The organism is Catellatospora paridis (assembly GCF_009720365.1).
GTDB classification, from domain to species: Bacteria; Actinomycetota; Actinomycetes; order Mycobacteriales; family Micromonosporaceae; genus Catellatospora; species Catellatospora paridis.
In genome coordinates this window covers 250,669-271,087 of sequence record NZ_ML769318.1, presented here as the reverse complement: position 1 = coordinate 271,087, position 20,419 = coordinate 250,669, and the positions used below count along the sequence as shown (strand labels likewise).

Sequence of the window (20,419 nt, the reverse complement as noted above, 5' to 3'; positions counted from 1 at the left end):
TTTCGACGATCGAACTCATCCAGATAGGCCAACGTCTATGCATGGGGACGGGGTGGGGTGGGGTGGGGCGGGGTGGGGTGAGTGTGGGGGTGAGGGATGCCCGCGAGCCGATCACGGTCAGCACCGCCGAGCGAAACGGCGGCGCGTCAGCGGCGGGTGGAGAGGTCGTAGACGTCACGCTTCGGGAGCTGGTGGGCGGCGGCCACGGCGGCGGCGGCGTCCCGGCGGGACGAGCCCGCGGCCACGTGCGCGGCGACCTCGGCGATCAGCTGCTCGTCGGTGGGGCGTTCCATGTTCGGCACCGCACCGGCCACCACGAGGGTGATCTCGCCACGGAGTTCCTCCAGCTCGGCCAGCTCGGCCAGCGGCGCGCGGCGTACCTCCTCGTAGGTCTTGGTCAGCTCGCGGCACAGGGCGGCGGCCCGGTCGCCGCCGAAGGCCGCCACGAGGTCGGCGAGGGTGTCCTTGACCCGGTGGGTGGACTCGAAGAAGACCAGGGTGCGCTCCTCGGCCGCGAGCGCGGCCAGCCGGGCGCGGCGCTCGCCGCCCTTGCGCGGCAGGAAGCCCTCGAAGCAGAACCGGTCGCAGGGCAGCCCGGACAGCGCGAGCGCCGTGGTGACGGCGCTGGGGCCGGGGGCGCAGGTGACGGGCAGCCCGGCCGCCAGCGCCGCGGCGACGAGCCGGTAGCCGGGGTCGCTGACGCTGGGCATGCCGCCGTCGGTCACCAGCGCCACCGATTGCCCGTCGCGCATCGTCTCGACCAGCTCGGGGGTACGCCGCTCCTCGTTGCCCTCGAAGTACGAGACGATCTTGCCAGGGATGACGATGTCAAGATCGCGGGCCAGCCGGAGCAGCCGGCGGGTGTCCTCGGCGGCGACCAGGTCCACCTCGGTGAGCACCTGGCGCAGCCGCGCCGAGGCGTCCGCGGGGTTGCCCAGCGGCGCGCCGCACAGCACCAGCCCGGTGACTTCCGCCATCTGTCCCCTGCCTTCGATACGTTTTTGCCGATCACCGTGAACTCAGGCGACGGTTTCCGAGTTTTTCAGCCTACGATCCTTGGCGTGACCCAGACGGCGACGGCGCCCCCGCAGGCGCCCATCACTTCCGAGCCGCACGTGCTCAATGTCGTTCGGCGCCGCCTGCTGCCCTTGGAGCAGCGGCTGAGCCCGTACGCGTGGCTGGCCGCGCTGGCGGTCACCTTCCTGGCGGGCGTGCTGCGCCTGTACAACCTGGCGAAGCCGCCCGGCAAGATCTTCGACGAGACCTACTACGCCACCGACGCCCACTGGCTGTGGGAGAAGGGGTTCGAGTGGGACGAGAAGAACGCCACCGCAGGCTACGTGGTGCATCCCCCGCTCGGTAAGTGGATCATCGGACTCGGTGAGCAGGTCCTCGGGTACAACGAGGCGGGCTGGCGGCTGTCCGCGGCGGTGTTCGGCACCATCTCGGTGCTGATGTTCACCCGCATCGCCATGCGTTTGTTCGGCTCGGTGGTGCTGGGCGGCGCGGCGGGCCTGCTGATGGCCTTCGACGGCATGCACTTCGTGCTGTCGCGCACGGCCCTGCTCGACCTGTTCCTCATGTTCTTCCTGCTGGCCGCGTTCGGCGCGCTGGTGCTCGACCGTGATCAGCGCCGCCTGCGGTGGCTGCGCTTCGTGGAGGGCGGCGGCGACCCGCACGGACGGGGCCGCAGCAGCCGCCCGGCGTTCGCGGTGCCGTGGTGGCGGCTGGCGGCGGCCGCGCTGCTGGGCGGCGCCCTGGCGGTCAAGTGGTCGGCGCTGGCCTTCCTGCCGGTGTTCGTGCTGCTGCTGATCTGGTGGGAGGTGGGCGCACGGCGCAGTGCCGGGGTCCGCCACCCGATCCGCGACGCCATCCTCGACGAGGGCCTGTGGGTGCTCGCCTGCATCCCCATCGTGTTCGGCGTCTACCTGGCGAGCTGGAGCGGCTGGATCCTCACCGACGGCGGCTACTACCGCAACTGGTCACCGAACTGGTTCAGCAGCCTGTTGCACTACCACCAGGAGGCGCTGCGCTTCCACGAAGGCCTCAGCTCGGAGCACACGTACCAGTCGGCGGGCCCGTGGGCGCCGATCCAGTGGCTGCTGCTGGGGCGCCCGGTGGCCTTCTACTGGTCCGGGGATCCCGGCTGCGGGGTGGAGCAGTGCGCGGCCGAGGTGCTGCTGCTGGGCACGCCGCTGCTGTGGTGGAGCTTCCTGCCCGCGCTGGGCGCGACGCTGTGGTTCGGCATCGCCCGTCGCGACTGGCGGGCCGGGGCCATCCTGGTGATGACGGGTGCCGCGCTGATCCCGTGGTTCTTCTTCCCGACCCGCACGATGTTCTACTTCTACGCCATGCCGGCCGAGCCGTTCCTGATCCTGGCCGTGGTGTTCGTCTTCGGCGCGATCATGACCTCGCCGCCGGGCCTGCCGCAGAACGAGAACAGGCAGCTCATCGGCTCCGTCGCGCTCGGCGCGTTCGTGCTGCTCGTCGTGATCATGTTCGCCTTCTTCTACCCGATCTACACGGGCGAGCCGATCCCGTACGTCGACTGGCAGAAACGCATGATCCTCGGCAACAACTGGATCTGATCCTCGACCGGACGAGGGCCCGTGGCACGCCGCCGCGGGCCTTCGCCGTCTGCGCCGCAGGCGTGACCAGGCCGCGGCCGCAGTCGGCTACCAGTACAGGTCGAAGCCGCCGACCCTAGCCAGCACCAGGACCGGGGGATACGGGAAAACGAAGAGGCCGTCTCTCACAGGAGAGACGGCCTCTGACTCTGGTGGAGACGAGGGGATTCGAACCCCTGACCCCCTCGATGCGAACGAGGTGCGCTACCGGGCTGCGCCACGTCCCCGAGTCGGTCCGTGTAACGGACCGGCCAAGGTTAGCAGGTCCGCGGAACGATCGCGAATCCATACCCGGTGCGTCGTGCGTCACGGTTCCCGCACTCCGGAAGGGGTCAGGCGGCCGGGCCGGCGTGGTACGGCCGGCCGCGTACGCCGCCCTGGCGGCCGCGGTAGGAGATCGTCGCCACCCGGGGCGGCGGGGGTGCCTCGGCGGCCAGGGTCTCGGCTTGGGCCTGCAGCGCGGCCAGCTGCTCCTGGGCCCGCAGCAGCTCCTCCTGGAGCAGCCGGGCGGCCTCGCGGCGGGCCTGCGCGCGGCGGCGCTGCGCAAGGCGGACCTGCGCCTGCTGCTCGGCGAGCCACTGCGCCTGGCGCTCCTCGGAGCGGCGGCGGCGGGCCGTACGCAGCGCCTGGCCGCGCAGGTGGGCGACGTACAGCAGCAGGGCCGAGCCGGTCACCGACACGCTGATCAGGAACCCTGGGCTGACCAGCGCGACGCCGGCCAGCTGCACCAGGTTCAGCAGCACCAGCCCGGCGAGCAGCCGGCGGCGGCGGTACACGGCCGGGCGGTGCCGGCGGCGGGGCTTGGCCTTGACCCGCTCGGCCTGGCCGACCAGGCGCAGCGGGGTGCGGGACGGGCCGTTGCCGGACGAGGGCGGCGCGGACACGGGGGCGGTGCACAGCGCCCGCGGCGGGCGGATCGGCCGCCGTCCGGGCACGGTGCGGCGACGGCGGCGGCGCGACAGCACCCGCGCGGTAGAGATCGCCCGCTCGGCCACCAGCCGCTCGGTGGCGTCGTACCGGCGCACCAGCGCCGGAGCGAGAGCGAGCAGGCCCGCAGCAGCGAGGACGGCGAGGAGCACCGAGGTCGGCACCCTCTCCCCTCCCTGCGCCAATGGCTCCTCCCGGCAGCCCGCCGTCGGCGGACCGCCGTGGACTGACCACCGGCGTCACCCTTGGTACGGCGGCCGGCCTATCGATCGGTCACCGTAAGACTTCCAGTGAGGGGAGCCTACGTTCGTGATCACGTGATCGCGTAACGCCACACCGTAGGAAGGTGAAGTCCGGTTCAGCCGCGCCGCCGCCGCCAGCGGGCCAGCAGGCCGCCGTCGGAGGCCACGTCCTCCCAGGTCAGCGCGTATCCGATGTGATCACGCCAAGCGCCGTCGATGAACATGTAGTGCGGGTGGTAGCCCTCCTCGCGGAAGCCGAGCTTCTCCACCACACGACGGCTGGGCTTGTTCTCCGGCCGGATGTTGACCTCCACGCGGTGCAGCCGCCCCGGCCCGAACGCGTGGTCGACGACGAGCGCGAGAGCCGTGGGCATGATGCCGCGCCCGGCCACCCGCGAGTCGATCCAGTAGCCGCAGTACGCCGAGGAGAACGCCCGCCGCACGATGCTGCCCAGGTTGATGTGCCCGACCAGGCGCTCCCGGCCGCGGTCGCGCAGGCAGATCGCGAACGGCATCGACTCGCCCTGGCGGGCGCCGCGGCGCATGGCTCGCCGGATCATGTGGAACGCGGCGGTCGAGTTCAGCTCGGACCAGGCCGCGGGCGGCGTGGCCTCCCACTGCCGCAGCCAGGCCTCGTTGTAGGTGCGCACCTCGACCCACGACCCCGCGTCGCCCCGCCGGTACGGCCGCAGCACGACGTCGCCGTCGGTGAGCACCGCGGGATAACCCACCGCGCTGCTCATGCCTTCTCCTCGCCGCGCTCGCTGTGCCCCGTCATCGCCGGCGGTCCAGCAGCAGCACGTCCACGGTGGAGCCCGCTGCCGCGCTGGTCACCCGCTCACCCAGCACCAGTAGTCCGTTAGCCTCGGCCATACCGGCCAGGGTACGGGCACCGCCCGGCAGCGGCTGCACCGTGTATCCGCCACCGCGGCGCTCGGCCACCAGCGCCGGGCGGAACTCGCGCAGCCCCCCGGGCGACGCGACGGTCTCCAGCAGGTGGCCGCGCACCGACGGCCGGAACACCGGCTCGGCCCCGGCCAGCACCTGAATCACGGGGCGGGCCAGCACCTCGAAGCCGATCAGCGCGGCGCCCGGCTCGCCGGGCAGGCAGACGATCGGCACCTCCTCGGCGCTGCCGACGGTGCCGAAGCCGAGCGTGCCGCACGGGTACAGCGACACGTCCGTGAAGGTCACCATGCCCGCTCGGCTGCCGTCGCGGCGCGACAGGATGCGCCGCACCATGTCGCCGGGCCCGGTGCCGGAACCGCCGGTGGTGATGATCAGATCGGCGCGCAGCGTCTGATCCTCCAGCAGCGCGCGCAGCGCCTCCGGGTCGTCGTCGCAGATCCCCACGCGGTACGCGTGCGCGCCCGCCTCCGCGGTGGCCGCGGTCAGCGCGTGCGAGTTGACGTCGACGACCTGGCCTGGCTGCGAGACCCGGCCCGCCTCGACGAGTTCGTCGCCGGTGGACACGATCACGACGCGCGGGCTGGGCCGCACGATCACGTGCCCGATCCCGCTGGCTGCCAGCGCCCCGACCAGCGCCGGGGTCACTGTCGTGCCCGCTCGCGCCAGCACCATGCCCTCGGTGACGATCTCGCCGGTGCGGCGTACGCCGTAACCGCGCTTGGCGGGGTGGTGCACCTCGACCGAGGCCATGCCCTGGTCGGTCCACCGGATCGGCACCACCACGTCGGCGGCCTGCGGCAGCGCCGCGCCGGCGGCCACCGAGAAGCAGGTGCCGGGCGTGAGCCGGGCCGGCCGCCAGCTGGACGCGGCGAGGTCGCCCACCACGTTCAGCCGCGCGGGCCGCCCGGCCGCCGCCGCCGCGATGTCCTCGGACCGCGCCGCGTAGCCGTCGATCGCGGCCTGGTCGAAGGCCGGGTACGGGTGGGTCGCCAGCACGTTGTCGGCCAGCACGTTGCCGTGCGCCTGGGTCAGGTCCAGATCCAACGCCGGCAGCGCCCGCAGCCTGCGCAGCACGCTGCCCAGGTAGTCGGCGAGTGGCGTCAGCTCGCCCGCGGCCGCTGCCGCGTCGAGATGGACGGGGTCCGGAGTGGACCTGACCGTGGCGGTCATGTCAGGCGGCCTTCCCCGCATTGCCGTCGAGGCCCGCGACGAAGGACTTCAGCCACTCCGTGAAGGCGGGGCCGAGGTCGTCGCGCTCGCTGGCCAGCTGTACGACGGCCTGCAGGTAACCCAGCGGCATGCCGGTGTCGTAGCGGTGCCCGCGGTACACGATGCCGTGCACGGGGGTGCCCTCGGCGAGCAGCAGCGCCATCGCGTCGGTCAGCTGGATCTCGCCGCCGCTGCCCGGCTTGGTGCGCCGGATCGCGTCGAAGATGGTGCCGGGCAGCACGTAGCGGCCGACGACCGCCAGGTTGCTCGGGGCCTCCTCGCGGGCCGGCTTCTCGACCAGGCCGGTGACCCGTACGACGTTGTCCACGTCGGCGTACTCGGGACCGGCGTCGGACACCGACGCGATGCCGTACCGGTTGACCTGGTCCTCGGGGATCTCGATGAACGCCAGCACGATGCCGCCGGTGCGCGACTGCAGGTCGATCATCTGCGGCAGCAGCGGCTGCGACTCCTCGGTGAACTCGTCACCGAGGAGCACCGCGAACGGGGCGTCGCCCACGTGGGACTCCGCGTAGGAGACCGCGTGGCCCAGGCCCAGCGGCTCGCCCTGGCGGCAGGTGTAGATCTCGGCCAGTTCGGAGGTGCCGCGGACCGCGGCCAGGCGCTCCAGGTCGCCCTTGGCCTCCAGCCGCGCCTCCAGGTAGGGCTGGCGGTCGAAGTGGTCGACCATGCTGGTCTTGCCACGTCCGGTGATGAGCAGGACGTCGTTGATGCCCGAGCGCGACGCCTCCTCCACGATGTACTGCAGAACGGGCCGGTCGACGACGGGTAGCAACTCCTTGGGCACCGCTTTGGTGGCCGGGAGGAACCGGGTCGCCAGTCCGGCCGCCGGGATGACAGCCTTCGTGGCCCGCTGACCGTGCGCTTGTGCGTGGGGGGTGTGAGCCGACATGTCGCGAGACTAACGGCCCCGAGCCTGTCGAGGGGCCTGTGGGCTGCTCGACGCGCCGCCGGATGGGCACAGGACGCCGCCGGGCAGCGCGACCTGGAAGGTGTCCCGCCCGGCCGCCTTGGCGGCGTACAGGGCCTCGTCGGCGGCCTGGAGCACCCCGGCGCCCTGCTGCCCGTGGTCGGGCAGCACGGCCAGTCCGATCGAGACCGTGATGTTGACGTAGAGGTCCGGTCCGCCGTCGCGGGCCGGCACGATGATCGGCTCACGGCGCACCGACTCGCACAGCCGCTCGGCGACGGCGACGCCGCCCACCTCGTCGGTCTCCGGCAGCAGCACCACGAACTCCTCGCCGCCGTGCCGGAAGGCCACGTCGACCTCGCGGATCTCGTACCGGATGCGCTGGGCGAACTCGGCCAGCACGGCATCGCCGGCGGCATGGCCGTAGGTGTCGTTGATCTCCTTGAACCGGTCCAGGTCCAGGGCGAGCACGCACAGCCGGCGGCCGAAGCGGACGGCCCGCTCGGACTCGCGGCGCAGCGACTCGCGCAGCGAGCGGTAGTTGAACAGCCCGGTGAGCGGGTCGGTCACCGACAGCCGCTGCGCCTCCTCGTGCACCCGCACGTTGTCGACGGCGACCGCGGCCTGCCCGGCGAACGTGCGCAGGGTGACCAGATCGGAGTCGTCGAACTCGTCGCGGCCCAGCCGGTCGTACAGGGCCAGCACGCCGCGCGCCGCGGGCAGCGCCCCGGGCTGCGGGAACGAGCTCGCCTCGCCCAGCCCCGGCGCCGAGAAGGGCACCACCATGTACGTGCGGCAGTCCGGCTCGCCCGGGTCCAGCCGCGGCCCGTCCCGCTCGACGCGGCCCAACCGGGGCACGCCGGTGGCCGCGACCAGGCCGGTCAGCCCGAGCCCGTACGGCACCCGCAGGGTGCCCCGCTCGCCGGTGGTCCACTGCTCGGGCAGGCCCTCGGTGCACTGGCCGACCAGCGCGCCGGTGGCCGGGTCGGCCAGCAGCACCATGCCCGCCGACGCGCCGGTGGCGTGCCGGGCGGTCTGCAGGATGACGCGCAGGATCCGATCCAGGTCGTGGGTGCTGGACAGGGTGTCGCCGAGCACGCCCAGGTGCCCGCGCAACTGGTCCCGGCTGGCCGTCAGCGCCGCCACGTAGGTGTGCAGCTCGCGGGTCATGTGGTTGAACGCGGTGGCCATCCGGGCGATCTCGTCGTTGCCGCGTACCGGCACCCGGGCGTCCAGGTCGCCCCCGGCCACCCGGTCGGCGGCCGCGGCCAGCTCCACCACGGGCTCGGTGGCGGTCTTCGCGAGCCACCAGGCGACTGTCACGGCCACCGCGGCGGTGATCAGGACGACGAGGGTGAGCAGCAGGTAGAGGCCGGTCGGCGGCCGGGCGGGCAGCGACACCGCCAGCGGCAGCGGCTCCCCGGCGACGGGACCGACCCGCGCCACGAGGTGGCCGTTGTCCGCCGCGCCGGTCGCGCCGTCGCCAAGCTTTCCCGCGTACACGCTGATGGTCGCCGCGTCCGCGCCGAGCATCGTGGTGTGCACCGGCCCGCCGCCGCCGGGCTCCTCGGGCGGGGGTGCGAGGTCGATCTCCTGGCCGAACTCGTCGCCGATCGCCCCGTCGGCGGGCGGTTCGTGCGGGCCGGCCGCGACGACGCCGTTCGGGCCGGGGCCGTCGGCGCTCGGGTCGACGGGCAGCGCACCGCCGGTGAGGTCGCCGGGCTGCCCCGCCGCCGGGCCGGGCTGCGCGCCGATGCCGCCGGGCACCGCGCCCGGCATCCCGCCGATGCCGCCCGCCCCGTCCTCCGCAGCGCCGTCGGTGTCATCGCCGTCGGTGTCATCGCCGTCGAGGGTGTCGCCGGTGCCGGGTTCGCCGAGGGTGCCGTCGGCGTCGGTCGCCAGGTCGGGATCGCCGGCGGCGGCCGCGCCCGCCGGCACGCCGGTGCCGGGCAGCAGGGTCAGCTGAGCGCCGCTGGCCTGGGCCAGCCGCCGGATCAGGTCGCCGTCCACGGTGAGGGCGGCCGAGACGGTGCCCGTCGGCTCGCCGTTGGGGCCGGCCAGCGGCACCCGCGCCGACAGCGCCTCGAATCCGGCGACCGCGTCCGGGCGCACCTGCGGGTCCGGGCCCGCGCAGTCGGCCCACGGCGGGGCCGGGGCCTGGGCGGTGGTGGCGCCGTCGACGCCGGTGTCGATGTGCACGCCGCCCGCGAGGCCCGCGGCGACCATGCGCTCGGCGGTGGCCAGGCGCTGGTCGGCGGGTGCGGCGGCGACGCCCTCGGCGACGGCGCGCAGCTGGCCGCAGAGCGCGCCGACCGACGTGCGCACCGAGCCGGCGGCCACGGCCAGCCGCTCGGTGGCGCGTTCGTGGGACAGCTTGCTGACCATGGTGCCGACGAAGAAGGCGCCGAGCAGAACGGGGCTGAGGACCACCGCCAGGAAGGCGGTGGTGAGCCGTGCGCGCAGTGTCACACTTTCCCCCTCGGCGGCGGTGAAGTCATCGGAGTCAACGGCCAACGCCGCGCTAGGATGCGACGCTTGTACAACCTGGGGACGTTATGAGTGAATATTCCGTTTCTTCAGTGACGTCCGCGGCGACCAAGCGGGCGGTCCGCGCCGCGGCGCTGGCGGCCCGCCGCGCGCTGACTCCAGCGGCCGCAGCCAGGGCGGATGCGGCGCTGGCGGGGTTGCTGCCGGAACTGATCGCGGCGGACGGGGCGCTGACGGTATGCGCGTACGTGCCGATGACCGGCGAACCCGGCGGCCCGGATCTGCCGGACCGGCTCGCCGCCACGCCCGGCGTGGCCCGGGTGCTGCTGCCGGTGCTGCGGCCCGACCGCGATCTCGACTGGGCCGACTACACCGGGCCGGACTCGCTCGCGCCCGCCACGTTGGGGCTGCGCGAGCCCACCGGCCCGCGCACCGGCATGACCGGAATCACCATGGCGGACCTGGTACTGGTCCCCGCGGTCGCCGTGGACCGGCGCGGCGCGCGGCTGGGCCGCGGCGGCGGCAGCTACGACCGGGCCCTGGCCAGGGTCGCGCGCGGCACGCCGGTGGTCGCCCTGCTGTACGACGGCGAACTGCTCGACGAGGTGCCCGCCGAGGGGCACGACCAGCGGGTGGGTTACGTACTCATGCCGAGCGGCCTGCGGCGCATTCCCGGCTGACGGCGACAGTGTGATCGGCGACAGCCACTTGGCACGTCGCGGGGCGGTCAGGCACTATTAGCACTCGGTATATCCGAGTGCCAGTAATGATCATGGAGGGGAACGTGCCCACCTACCAGTACGCCTGCACCGCTTGCGGTCACCAGCTGGAGGCCGTGCAGTCCTTCGCGGACGAGCCGCTGACCGAGTGCCCGACGTGCGAGGGCACCCTGCGCAAGCTGTTCTCCTCGGTCGGCGTGGTCTTCAAGGGCTCCGGCTTCTACCGCACCGACTCGCGCGGCAGCGGCTCCGGCACGGCTCCCGCGGCGTCCGGCAGCTCCTCGACCTCCGCGTCGAGCGGCTCGACCAGCGGCGGCAGCTCCACGTCGAGCAGCAGCACGCCGTCGAAGAGCACCTCGTCGTCGACCGCGAGCAGCAGCGCTTCCTGAGCTTCGCCCGCAATGTCCGTTTCCGCGCTATAGTACGGCGGTGCGCCAGCCCCGCCACCGCTGTAGCCGGCGGTCAGTCCCAGTGCGGCGGGCGCTCGTCGCGCAGCCGGTCGTCGTTGCTCCACGACCGCTCGCCCCAGCCCCGGTCCGTGTCCTCACGGGTCTGGTCGGGCAGCACAGGCGCGTCGTCTTCGAGTTCCACGACTCGATCGTCGTCACGACCGGCGAAGTCAGCCTCAGTGCTCACCCCAGCAGCATAGGACCAGGCGCGCTGCGTCCCGCGGTCCGCCTCCGCGGGCCCGACCGCCGAAGCTCCGCCCCCGCCGGATGGCACGGGCGGAGCTTCGTCCGTTCCCGGGGCCGGTCGTGAACCGGCCCGCCGATGATCAGTGGCGCAGGCCCGCGCCGTCTGCCGACGGGGCCGACGCCGAGCAGGCCGCCTCGGCGTATCCGGGACCGCCGCCCGCCGTGCCGCCCCCGCCGGGCTGGCATCCGGAGGTCACCCCGCGCACCGTCGTCCCGCGACGGCTGCCCGAACTGGATCACGAGGCGATCGACCTCGCCGAGGAGCGCGCGGACCGCTTCACCAACGCGCTCGGCATCGCCGCGGGCATCGTGCTGATCCTCATCGCCTGCGTGCAGTGGCGGACCTGACAGTCAGATGGTGCTCCAGACCGCGTGGGCGCCGGTGTCACCGGTCTTGAAGACGTAGTAGCCGGTGGCCCCGGCGGCGAGCAGGTTCAGCGCGATCAGGGCCCAGCCCGTGGCGCGGGAGCCGCTGGTCGCCGGCTTCTTCGCGGCCGAGGTGGTGAAGAGCACCAGCGCGATCGCCAGGACGCCCAGCAGGGTGCCCGCCCAGGCCGCCGCGTCGCCGTAGTCCTTGTGCACGTCCACCTGGGCGAGGATCTGCGGCGGGTAGCCCTTCTCGACGAGCGTCGCGAACAGCGCCTCGCCGCTCTGGCGCGCGAACCACAGCGCGATGGGCGCGCCCACGCCGAGCAGCAGCACGGCCCAGCCGATGTAGCGGCGCACCGCCGGGGCGAACGAATAGACCACCACGCCGACGATCAGCAGTGGGGCGAACACGACTGCGGCGTGCACGAGCAGGGGGTGAGCCGGCAGGCCGAGTAGTTCCTCGAACACTGTGCCTCCACGTGGATTCCGGGGGTGCGTACCCAAGGTCAAGGTGAGCCTAGACCCGCCCACGTCGATGGGACAGAGGGGGAATGCGCCGTGTCGCAGAGCACGTATATCGGACCTTTTCTTGAGCAGATCCAAGTTAGCTGCTGAAATGGTGGTCATGCACGGCGACATCGAGCCCCAGGCTCTCCTTCGCGCCCGGGGCCTGCGGGTGACCCGGCCGCGCCTCGCCGTGCTCGACATCCTCGGGCAGGGTGGCCACCTCGAGGTCGAGGAGATCACCCGGCAGGCCCGGCAGCGCCTCGACTCGGTCTCCACCCAGGCCGTCTACGACGTGCTCGGCGCACTGGCCCGCGCGGGCCTGGCCCGGCGCATCGAACCGGCCGGCTCCCCGGCCCGCTACGAGGCCCGCAGCGGCGACAACCACCATCACATCGTCTGCCGCGGCTGCGGCGCGATCGCCGACGTCGACTGCGCCACCGGCGCCGCGCCCTGCCTCGACCCGAGCCAGACCCACGGCTTCGCCCTCGACGAGGCCGAGGTCACCTACTGGGGCCTGTGCCCGTCCTGCCAGCAGCTGGCCGCCGAGGACCGGACACCCGACGCGGCGTCCTGACGCCGCCCGCTACGAAACGGCCGGCGAGGCGTCCTCGACCGGCGGCGCGGCGGGCTGGAGTGCCTCCACCGCCGCCCAGGTCTCCTTCACCGGCGCTTCCGCGCCCGCCGGGCACACCCGGCGGAAGTCGCACCAGCTGCACAGGCTGCTCGGCGTGGTCGGGAACGCCTCGTCGGGCGGCGTCCCGTCGGCCAGCGCCCGTTCCGCGGCGATGATGTCGCGCGCGGTGTCCTCGGCCCGCCCCACGTGCCGGGCGATGGACTCCGGGGTGTGCTCGTGCGCGGCGACCGTGCCGGTCGGCAGGTGGTGCAGCTCGACCTTGCGGCAGGGACGGCGGAACACCCGCTCGGCGGCGAACGCGTACAGCGCCAGCGCCAGCGAACCCCGGGCGTCGTCGGCGTCCAGTCCGGTCCGGCCGGTCTTGTAGTCGACGATCACGGCCTCGCCGCCCCGGGCGTCGATGCGGTCGGCCCGGCCGCTCAGCGCCAGCACCGCCGTCTTCGCCGCCACCGTGCGCTCCACGCCCAACAGGTCCAGGTCAGGATCTAGACCTTCGGTGTATGCCTCCAGCCAGCTCAGCGCCCGGTCGTAGACCGCCCGCTCCTGCTCGTCGTCGCGGTAGCCCTCGCGCACCCAGGTGGCCCGCAGCAGCCGCGGCAGGGCCGCGCTCGTGCGCCGCTCCTCGGGCAGGTCCCACCAGTTGCGCAGCGCCGTGTGCACGCTCGCGCCGAGCGAGTTGTGCGCCCAGGCGGGCCCCTTCTGCGGCGCGGGCCGATCCAGGTAGGTGTGCCGGTAGCGGCGCGGGCAGTCGGCGTATGACGCGAGCTTGCTCGGGGTGCACACGAACAGGCGCTCGGGCATCATGTCGAAGCCGAGCTGCTCCGGGACGTCCTTGCCGCGGCGGGGGTGGGGGGTTCGGCTCACCTGGCAGATCGTGCCAGTCCGGTGGGACACTGGCCAGGCGACCCGCCCGACCGGGCCGGTCGGGCGAGGTCAGGAGTGTGTGCGGTGGGACTGTTGCGCTGGCTGCGCGGCGGCGACGACAAGAACGGCGCCACCGCGATGATGTCCGCGGGCCTGGCCGAGATCGACGGCCTGTTCCGGCCGAGCAAGCACAAGCAGACCGAGCACATCCAGGAAGCCGCCCGCCGACGCGTCGACGTCGCCAACGGCACCGGCATCGACCTGGACAACGGCGTGGCCGTCATCCGCCGCACCCCCACGCCCTGACCCCACTCCCACGTGTTGATCATGAACTTATGGCACGGCTCGACGGCGTGTCGTGTCCACAACTTCATGATCGATCAGGAGCTTCGCGTTACGGGTGCGCGGTGGTGAACATCTCGACGAAGGCGCCGATGGAGTCGGCCATCAGCTGGACCGCGATCGCGGCCAGCAGCAGACCGGCGATGCGGGTCAGCACCTCGATGCCGCCGGGCCGCAGCACCTTCACGATGAACCCGGAGTAGCGCAGGACCAGCCACACCGCGACCATGACCGCGATGATGCCCAGCCCGATCGCCAGGTACTGGCCACCGCTGTCGGCCCGCTGCACGAACAGCATCGTCGCCACGATCGCACCGGGACCCGCCAGCAGCGGCGTGCCGAGCGGGACCAGGGCGATGTTCGAGGTCGACTGCTGGTCGGGGTCGTCGGCCTTGCCGGTGAGCAGTTCCAGCGCGACCAGGACCAGCAGCAGGCCGCCCGCGCCCTGCAGCGCCGGCAGCTGGATGTGCAGGTAGTCCAGGATGGTCTGACCGGCCACCGCGAAGACCGCGATGACGCCCAGGGCCAGCGCGACCGCGTGCGTGGCGGCCTTGTGCCGGTCCCGGGCGGGCAGCGCCCCGGTCAGCGCGAGAAAGATGGGCACCATTCCCGGCGGGTCGGTGATGACGAGCAGGGTGACGAAGACCTCGCCGAAGAACTTCCAATCCACACCGGATGCATAGCACGCCGGGCAAGGGTTATCCGACGACTCCCGTGACGGGGGTGGCGCCGGTCGCACCGGCGACGATCCGCTCGAGCGCCTCCGGGGCCGTGGTGAACTCGCCGATGCGCACCTTCTTGTGCGTGCCGTGGAAGTCCGAGCTGCCGGTGACGAACAGGCCGAGCTGGGCGGCGATGCGGCGCACCTCGGCGCGTTCGGCCGGGCTGTGGTCGTGGTGGTCGGCCTCCAGGCCGTCCAGTCCGGCGGCCGCGAGCTGCGCGAACAGCTCCTTCGGCACGACCCGCCCGCGGACCCGGGCCCGCGGGTGGGCGAACACGGTCACCCCGCCGGCTGCCTGCACCAGGCGCAGCGCCTCGAACACGTCGAGGTCGTCCTTGGGCACCCGGTACGGGCTGCCGTTGCCGATCCAGCGCGGGCTGAACGCCTCCTGGGTGTCGGCGACGAGCCCGGCCCGGATCAGTGCGGCGGCCAGGTGCGGCCGGCCGACGGTGCCGCCGTCGGCGTGGGCCAGGATGTCGGCCCAGTTCACGTCGATGCCGTCGGCCCGCATCAGCGCGACCATGCGTTCGGCGCGCCCCAGCCGCGACTCGCGCACCCGGGCCAGCGCCGCGACCAGGTGCTCGTCGGCGGGGTCGAACAGGTATGCCAGCAGGTGCAGCGCGATGGACTCGCTCTCGCCGTGCCAGCGGCAGCTCAGCTCCGCGCCCCGGATGAGGGTGAGGCCGGGCGGCAGCGCCTGCGTGGCGGCCGCCCAGCCGGCGGTGGTGTCGTGGTCGGTGAGCGCGACGGCCCCGAGCCCCGCCGCGCCGGCCAGGCGCATCAGCTCGTCGGGGGGTGTGGTGCCGTCACTCGCGGTGGAGTGCAGGTGCAGGTCGATCGTCACTTGCCGGCGCCGTACGAAGGGATCATCGTCCAGCCGGGCTGGACGTCGGGCGGCAACGTGACCTGGAGCTTGGTGCCGTCGTTCCGGCAGGCGAAGATGCCGTCGGAGTCGGTCTGCGCCAGCACCGTCCGGTTGTCCGACCACACCACCGCGTCCACCGCGGCGATCGGGCAGTCGGCCTGCAGCACCAGCGCCTCGACCTGCGCCTGTTCCTTGTCCTTGCTCGCCGCCGCGTTGATCCGCGACTTGTCCAGGTCGATCATCTGCAGGCCGCTCGGCGTGGCCACGGCGAGCAGCCCGCCGTCGGGGGAGAGCGCCGCGTGGAGCTTGACCAGCGCCCGGCCCACCAGGTCGCCGCAGCCCAGCCGCGCGCCGATCTTCAGGCCCTTCTTGACCGCGGTGACGTCGACCAGGCACAGCAGGTCGCCCTCGCCGCGCACGATGCCGATCGCCACGTTGGCGCCCAGGCTGCCGAACACGGCGAGCAGATCCGCGTTCCAGGTCTCGGTGTACTGCGAGGGCGCCGCCGCGCTCCAGTAGTCGAAGCCCTTCTCGCTGGAGACGACGACCCGCTCGCCGAAGAAGGTCACCGGTGCGGCGGCGTCGGGCACCGGCGACGACGCGACCGTCGTGCCCCGGTCGCCGCCGCTCACCTTGGTGACCGCCATGGTGCCCTGGTCGTTGGTGGCCACCCGGCTGCCGTCGTGGCTCACCGCCCACTCGGCCTGGCCGGACAGCCGGAGCGGCTCGCTGGCGCTGTTGGGCAGCAGGCGCACCGTGTTGGCGTCGGAGTACACCCAGCCGTCGGGCACCTTCGCGATCATGGCGACGTCGCCCTCGTGGACCAGGTCCACCCGCTGGCCGTCGGTGGTCCACAGCTGCTGGCCGACCAGCAGGTCGACCGGCAGCTCCATGGTCGGCAGCTGGGTCTGGCGGGCGGCGACCGGCTGGTCGGCGCCGTAGAGGTTCTGGAAGGTGACCCGGTTCGGATCGGTTGCCGTCGTCGTCGCGGCGCCGAGCCCCTGGGCCGCGACGGCGCCGCCGAGCACGGTCGCGAAGGCGAACACCGTCATCGTGCCCGTCGCCGTCCGCCGCCGCCGCGTCGTCCGGCGCGCCGTTCGAATGGCGCGGCCGGCCGGGTCCGCGGCGGCAGGAAGGGTCTGCGCGCGAGCCGCGAACATCTCACGCAGCTCGTCCTCAAGCATGGTCACCGCCCAGGTTGGCCGACCGGCACGCGGGCCGGTCGAACAGCTTCCCTCCGAGGCGACGGCACCGCGGGTGCGGTGACCGGGGTGGGCTCGGCCGTCAGGATGACCTCGCCTGCGGGCAGGTCGAGCGACTCCGTGACGACCCTGCCCGCTCGCTGCTTCGGGACCGCCGGCTCCGCCGCCGCCTTCGCGGCCGGCAGCCTGCCGGTGACTCCCTCGGCAGCCAGCCGCTGCCGCAGCGTGCCCAGGGCTCGTGACGTCTGGCTCTTCACGGTCCCGGGCGAGATCTGCAGCATCGCGGCTGTCTGCGCCTCAGACATGTCCTCGTAGAAACGCAGGACCAGCACGGCGCGTTGTCGTGCCGGCAGAGCTTTGACATGTTTCCACATCACATCGCGTTCTAGCTGCTCTTCGAGGTTGTCCGGCGCTGCCCGTTCCGGGAGGAATTCGGTGGGTCGCTCGCCGTGCCAGCGTCGCCGCCACCAGCTCGTCGCGGTGTTGACGAGCACCCGGCGGGCGTACGGCTCCACCGCCTCGATCTGCCCCAGGCGCTTCCACGCCAGGTACGTCTTGGTGAGCGCCGTCTGCAGCAGGTCCTCCGCCGTGGCCCAGTCACCGGCCAGCAGGTATGCCGTGCGCAGCAGAGCTGCCGAACGTGCGGTCACGAACTCGCGGAACTCGTCCTCCATGGCCGACCGGTGGCTCACAGACGCACCTCCTATCGCAGGCGTTCGTCTCGAACGCCTGACCGAGGCGCGTCGAACGCGCCCATCACCCCGTGTAAGAGGCTGCCGCACCCCGTTTGGTTCCCGGTATCGGGTGGATACCCCGTATGCGTCGCCTCAACGGACAGACTGGCATACTCGCGCTAGCGGATCTAGATCTGGCAGTGAACTTTCCAGTCCACCGATCGGCCCTTTCGGCAGAGGCCGAATAGCCCGACTACTCCTCTTCCGCCTCACGCCCGAGCCGCGCCTCCACTGCCGCCGGCTCGTACATCTCCTCGACGATGCGCAGGTACAGCTCGTTCGGGTTGGGCATGTGGTCGACCTTGCTCAGCGCCTGGTCCTGGCCGGCGGACTCGAGCACGAACGTGCCGTAGTTGAGCATGCGGCCCAGCGGCGACTGCTCGTACTTCATGTCGGTGACCTTCAGCAGTGGCATCATCGCCACCTTGCGGGTGATGAGCCCATTGACGAGCATCAGCCGCTTGTTGGTCAGGATGAAGCGGTCGAAATACCAGTCGGCGACGGTCCAGGCGACCCAGCTCATCACCAGCGCCCAGATCACCACCGCCACCACCCACATGCCGGCGACATCCTGCTTGGCCAGAAAGCCCGACAGGTAACCCAGCGCGAAGGTGGCGAACACGCCGATCAGCAGCGGGTTGGTGAGGTGCACCCAGTGCCGCTTCCACTCCCCGCGATAACGCTCGGTGGGGAACAGGTAGCGCGCGACCATGGCGCTCGGCTCGTCCTCGAGCGGGAGCACCCGGCGCGGCCCCAGCGGCACCCCGGACGCGTCGAACCGCAGCCCGGCCAGTTCCTCCTCGGTGAAGTTCGGAAGCTCGTCACCGAGGGGCGCCGTGGTGGCGTTGTCACCGGGGGGCCTGCCTCCGGAGCCGCCCGAGGCGGCACCGGCGGTCGCCCCCACGGTGGCCTTGCCGATGAAGTGTGCGTGGTCGCCCGGATCAGCGTGCAGATCGTCCTCAGCAGGCGGCTGGGACTCCGCTCGGGTCCGCGGGATGGGCTCCGTGTCGCGTTCACGGCGACCGGACCACTCCGGACCGTCAGGACCCGGAGTGCGCTCTTCGCTTGGCTCGTCCGGCCCGAGACCGCCGATCATATGAGCTAAGCGACCAGGCTGCCGAAGAAGTCACCGAAACCCTGGGCGATGTCCATGACAGTGCCGCCCAGCGTCTTCACGACGTTCGCCGCAGAATCGGGCCGGAACGCCACGAAGAAGATCAAAAAGGCGATGCCGCCCCACGTAAGGATCTTCTTGAGCATGTCGGGCTATCCCCCTCCGCCTGGCCGTGTCCACTCGACAACTGGTGGCCGTGGCGAGACTCAGCGTATCAGTAACGGTGCCTGCCGAGAATCATTAGCGCATATCCGTGCAAGCCCGTTGACCAGCGTCCGATGAGGAAAGTAAGGAAGTCGACTCATCGAGCGGGACGCAGCCGCGGCGACAGCGCTCCGAACACCAGTTCCGGCGGCATCCAGTCGCTCAGGTCCTGCAGGACGACGTCTTCGGACAGCAGGTAGCCGGCCTGTGCGGGCCAGGTGACGGCGTACAGCCAGCGCCCCCGGGCCTCCCCCGCGTAGGCGCTGCGGTCGTCCGGCGTCGACACCGCCCACAGTGGAGTCGGGTGCCCGTCGGCCTTCACCTTCGCGTGCGCGCCGTGCCCGCCTTCCAGGTCGAGCAGGGCCGGGCCGGGGTCCGGGCCGGACAGCCCGGCGAAGTACGCGCCGAGCCCCGTGCCCGGCTCCTCGGCGACGAGCAGGACGTCGGCCGGGCCGTCACTGAACGGGGTCGGTCCGCTGCACGCCAGCGCCGTGGCCGACACGCCGGACCGGTCGTCGCCCGCCCATGCCACGCCGGTGACGGTCCAGCCGGTCGGCAGCGGCCAGGGGCACCACAGGGGCACTCCGGACTCGGCCGCGCGCTTGGTCGCGCAGGCGAAGACGTCATGGTTGACATGCTGGGCGGTGTGCAGCGGCGGGACCGGCCCGTCGCGCTCACAGACCCAGTCGGAGTGTGCAAGACCGGGCGGCCGCAGATCGCCACCGCACCGCGGACAAGACACCGCGAGCCCCATGACCACCACTGTCCGCCCCGTGATCGGAGCACGTCAAGCCACTCGCCAAGATCGGCGAGCCGGTCAGGCCGGGGGTGGGCCGGCGTACGCACGGATCCAGGCGTGCATGGCCACCGCCGAGGCCACCCCGGCGTTGACCGAGCGGGTCGACCCGTACTGGGCGATCGAGTACATCTGGTCGCACGCCGCCCGGGCCGCGTCGGACAGCCCCGGGCCCTCCTGACCGAACAGGAGCACGCAGTGCCGGGGCAGGGTGGTCGTCTCCAGCGGGCGGCTGCCGGGCAGGTTGTCGATGCCGATGACGGCCAGCCCCGCGCCCCGCGCCCAGGCGGCGAACGCCTCGATCGCGTCGTGGTGGCGTACGTGCTGGTAGCGGTCGGTCACCATGGCGCCGCGCCGGTTCCAGCGGCGCCGGCCCACGATGTGCACCTCGGCGGCCAGGAACGCGTTCGCGGTGCGCACCACCGTGCCGATGTTGAAGTCGTGCTGCCAGTTCTCGATGGCGACGTGGAAGTCGTGCCGCCGGGTGTCCAGGTCGGCCACGATCGCCTCGTGCCGCCAGTAGCGGTAGCGGTCCACCACGTTGCGCCGGTCGCCGGCGGCCAGCAGGGCGTGGTCGTAGTGGTCGGCCGCCGGCCACGAACCGGGCCACGGGCCGACGCCGACCGCCAGCTCGTCCTCGGTGGCCGGGCCGCCCGTGCCGAAGCCGTCCACGCCGTCCGGGGCCGCCTGCGGCGGCACGCCGTCCCGCGCGGTGCGCCCCGCGTCCCGTTCGATGGTCACAAGTGAAAGATTTTAGCTGGTCACACGTTGCGCAGCGCGTCCAGTAGGTCGGCCAGGAAACGCTGCTCGGCCGGGCTGCGGGTGGTCCCGCCGAGGCCCAGCAGGCCACCGGACCGAGCCGCCCCGCAGACCTGGTCCGCGATCGCCTCCAGCCAGTGGCGGTACGCCTGCCCGTCGGCCGGCGTGGCCCGGGCGTCGAGCACGATCGCCGCCGCGCGGCAGCTCACGAGTACCTCGGTGATGGCGGCGTGCGGGTCGCGGAACTGCTCCGCGGCGGGCGGATCGGGGTCCGCCTCGGCGTAGATCGCGCCGACGATGGCTTTCACCAGCTCGGAATCCACGTCGGCGCCCGCGGCGATGGCGTTGATGCCGGCCAGGCCCTCGTCGACCGTACGGCGGTCGCTGTCGGGTTCGGCGGAGGTGGCGGCGATCATGACACGGGCCGGGAGCCGGGTCAGCAGCTCCCACTCGTGCGGTTCGAAGGTGAGGGGAGCGATCTCCCGCCGATACAGCTGGCGCGAGATCAGGTGATCCGCTGCGGAATTACTCGGCATGGCGACCTCCTGAGGTCAGCATATGC

24 protein-coding genes and 1 tRNA gene are annotated in these 20,419 nt (G+C 72.6%); 6 read left to right on the top strand and 19 right to left on the bottom strand.

Features of this window, described 5'->3' with window-relative positions:
- Positions 1–146: 146 nt before the first annotated feature.
- Entirely contained in the window at positions 147–977 is an 831-nt protein-coding gene (gene rsmI / locus F9C41_RS20935; RefSeq protein WP_155388514.1) for a 16S rRNA (cytidine(1402)-2'-O)-methyltransferase, read from the bottom strand.
- An 84-nt stretch (positions 978–1,061) separates the two neighbouring features.
- On the opposite strand from rsmI, the gene F9C41_RS20930 reads away from it, so the two are divergent.
- Positions 1,062–2,588, top strand: coding sequence for a dolichyl-phosphate-mannose--protein mannosyltransferase (locus F9C41_RS20930; protein WP_155388513.1), 1,527 nt, complete (start codon positions 1,062–1,064; stop codon positions 2,586–2,588).
- A 189-nt stretch (positions 2,589–2,777) separates the two neighbouring features.
- On the opposite strand, the gene F9C41_RS20925 is transcribed toward F9C41_RS20930, so the two are convergent.
- The 6 genes from F9C41_RS20925 to F9C41_RS20900 form a co-directional block, all read right to left on the bottom strand.
- A tRNA-Ala gene (locus F9C41_RS20925) sits at positions 2,778–2,854 on the bottom strand.
- 105 nt (positions 2,855–2,959) lie between these two features.
- On the bottom strand, positions 2,960–3,718 hold the full coding sequence (sepX, locus tag F9C41_RS20920; protein WP_155388512.1) for a divisome protein SepX/GlpR: 759 nt from the start codon (positions 3,716–3,718) through the stop codon (positions 2,960–2,962).
- A 194-nt stretch (positions 3,719–3,912) separates the two neighbouring features.
- Complete coding sequence (locus tag F9C41_RS20915) at positions 3,913–4,539, bottom strand: GNAT family N-acetyltransferase (protein WP_155388511.1); 627 nt, start codon at positions 4,537–4,539, stop codon at positions 3,913–3,915.
- Positions 4,540–4,570: 31 nt separating this feature from the next.
- Entirely contained in the window at positions 4,571–5,875 is a 1,305-nt protein-coding gene (locus F9C41_RS20910; protein ID WP_155388510.1) for a molybdopterin molybdotransferase MoeA, read from the bottom strand.
- A 1-nt stretch (position 5,876) separates the two neighbouring features.
- Complete coding sequence (locus F9C41_RS20905; protein WP_155388509.1) at positions 5,877–6,827, bottom strand: UTP--glucose-1-phosphate uridylyltransferase; 951 nt, start codon at positions 6,825–6,827, stop codon at positions 5,877–5,879.
- 9 nt (positions 6,828–6,836) lie between these two features.
- Complete coding sequence (locus tag F9C41_RS20900; RefSeq protein WP_230689806.1) at positions 6,837–9,314, bottom strand: GGDEF domain-containing protein; 2,478 nt, start codon at positions 9,312–9,314, stop codon at positions 6,837–6,839.
- An 86-nt stretch (positions 9,315–9,400) separates the two neighbouring features.
- On the opposite strand from F9C41_RS20900, the gene F9C41_RS20895 reads away from it, so the two are divergent.
- Together F9C41_RS20895 and F9C41_RS20890 are read left to right on the top strand one after the other, a co-directional pair.
- Positions 9,401–10,012 (top strand): 5-formyltetrahydrofolate cyclo-ligase, encoded by a 612-nt coding sequence (locus F9C41_RS20895; protein WP_155388508.1) that lies wholly within the window; start codon positions 9,401–9,403, stop codon positions 10,010–10,012.
- Positions 10,013–10,116: 104 nt separating this feature from the next.
- Positions 10,117–10,440: an FmdB family zinc ribbon protein gene (locus F9C41_RS20890; protein ID WP_155388507.1), complete on the top strand. Its 324-nt coding sequence runs from the start codon at positions 10,117–10,119 to the stop codon at positions 10,438–10,440.
- Between the two features lie 73 nt (positions 10,441–10,513).
- Here the strand turns inward: F9C41_RS20890 and F9C41_RS40745 are convergent, their stop codons facing one another.
- Positions 10,514–10,687, bottom strand: a complete 174-nt coding sequence (locus F9C41_RS40745) for a hypothetical protein (RefSeq protein ID WP_196279865.1) — start codon at positions 10,685–10,687, stop codon at positions 10,514–10,516.
- 119 nt (positions 10,688–10,806) lie between these two features.
- On the opposite strand from F9C41_RS40745, the gene F9C41_RS20885 reads away from it, so the two are divergent.
- Positions 10,807–11,094 (top strand): translation initiation factor 2, encoded by a 288-nt coding sequence (locus tag F9C41_RS20885; RefSeq protein WP_155388506.1) that lies wholly within the window; start codon positions 10,807–10,809, stop codon positions 11,092–11,094.
- 3 nt (positions 11,095–11,097) lie between these two features.
- Here the strand turns inward: F9C41_RS20885 and F9C41_RS20880 are convergent, their stop codons facing one another.
- Positions 11,098–11,583, bottom strand: a complete 486-nt coding sequence (locus F9C41_RS20880; RefSeq protein ID WP_155388505.1) for a DUF2231 domain-containing protein — start codon at positions 11,581–11,583, stop codon at positions 11,098–11,100.
- 148 nt (positions 11,584–11,731) lie between these two features.
- On the opposite strand from F9C41_RS20880, the gene F9C41_RS20875 reads away from it, so the two are divergent.
- Positions 11,732–12,196, top strand: coding sequence for a Fur family transcriptional regulator (locus F9C41_RS20875; RefSeq protein ID WP_155388504.1), 465 nt, complete (start codon positions 11,732–11,734; stop codon positions 12,194–12,196).
- Positions 12,197–12,205: 9 nt separating this feature from the next.
- On the opposite strand, the gene F9C41_RS20870 is transcribed toward F9C41_RS20875, so the two are convergent.
- On the bottom strand, positions 12,206–13,060 hold the full coding sequence (locus F9C41_RS20870; RefSeq protein ID WP_155388584.1) for a RecB family exonuclease: 855 nt from the start codon (positions 13,058–13,060) through the stop codon (positions 12,206–12,208).
- A 144-nt stretch (positions 13,061–13,204) separates the two neighbouring features.
- Between F9C41_RS20870 and F9C41_RS20865 the strand changes: the two genes are divergently transcribed.
- Positions 13,205–13,426 carry a DUF6191 domain-containing protein gene (locus F9C41_RS20865; RefSeq protein WP_155388503.1) on the top strand — a complete coding sequence of 74 codons (222 nt, stop codon included), beginning with the start codon at positions 13,205–13,207 and terminating at the stop codon, positions 13,424–13,426.
- An 88-nt stretch (positions 13,427–13,514) separates the two neighbouring features.
- Here the strand turns inward: F9C41_RS20865 and F9C41_RS20860 are convergent, their stop codons facing one another.
- The 9 genes from F9C41_RS20860 to F9C41_RS20825 all read right to left on the bottom strand — a co-directional run bounded on the left by F9C41_RS20860 (position 13,515) and on the right by F9C41_RS20825 (position 20,393).
- Positions 13,515–14,132 (bottom strand): MarC family protein, encoded by a 618-nt coding sequence (locus F9C41_RS20860; RefSeq protein WP_155388502.1) that lies wholly within the window; start codon positions 14,130–14,132, stop codon positions 13,515–13,517.
- Positions 14,133–14,160: 28 nt separating this feature from the next.
- The gene (locus F9C41_RS20855; protein WP_155388501.1) at positions 14,161–15,027 is read right to left on the bottom strand and encodes a PHP domain-containing protein; all 867 of its coding nucleotides are present in this window, start codon (positions 15,025–15,027) and stop codon (positions 14,161–14,163) included.
- Complete coding sequence (locus tag F9C41_RS20850; protein ID WP_155388500.1) at positions 15,024–16,232, bottom strand: hypothetical protein; 1,209 nt, start codon at positions 16,230–16,232, stop codon at positions 15,024–15,026. The genes F9C41_RS20855 and F9C41_RS20850 overlap by 4 nt, the downstream gene beginning before the upstream one ends.
- Positions 16,233–16,234: 2 nt before the next feature.
- A complete protein-coding gene (locus tag F9C41_RS20845) occupies positions 16,235–16,942 on the bottom strand; it encodes a SigE family RNA polymerase sigma factor (RefSeq protein ID WP_373311724.1) in 708 nt (235 codons plus the stop codon).
- Between the two features lie 235 nt (positions 16,943–17,177).
- A complete protein-coding gene (locus F9C41_RS20840) occupies positions 17,178–18,080 on the bottom strand; it encodes a PH domain-containing protein (RefSeq protein WP_120317976.1) in 903 nt (300 codons plus the stop codon).
- 5 nt (positions 18,081–18,085) lie between these two features.
- Positions 18,086–18,244, bottom strand: a complete 159-nt coding sequence (locus F9C41_RS40740; protein ID WP_170213147.1) for a hypothetical protein — start codon at positions 18,242–18,244, stop codon at positions 18,086–18,088.
- A 155-nt stretch (positions 18,245–18,399) separates the two neighbouring features.
- Complete coding sequence (locus tag F9C41_RS20835) at positions 18,400–19,056, bottom strand: DUF6758 family protein (protein WP_155388499.1); 657 nt, start codon at positions 19,054–19,056, stop codon at positions 18,400–18,402.
- 63 nt (positions 19,057–19,119) lie between these two features.
- On the bottom strand, positions 19,120–19,728 hold the full coding sequence (locus F9C41_RS20830) for a TrmH family RNA methyltransferase (protein WP_407924717.1): 609 nt from the start codon (positions 19,726–19,728) through the stop codon (positions 19,120–19,122).
- Positions 19,729–19,859: 131 nt separating this feature from the next.
- Positions 19,860–20,393, bottom strand: coding sequence for a hypothetical protein (locus F9C41_RS20825; RefSeq protein ID WP_155388498.1), 534 nt, complete (start codon positions 20,391–20,393; stop codon positions 19,860–19,862).
- Positions 20,394–20,419: the final 26 nt, after the last annotated feature.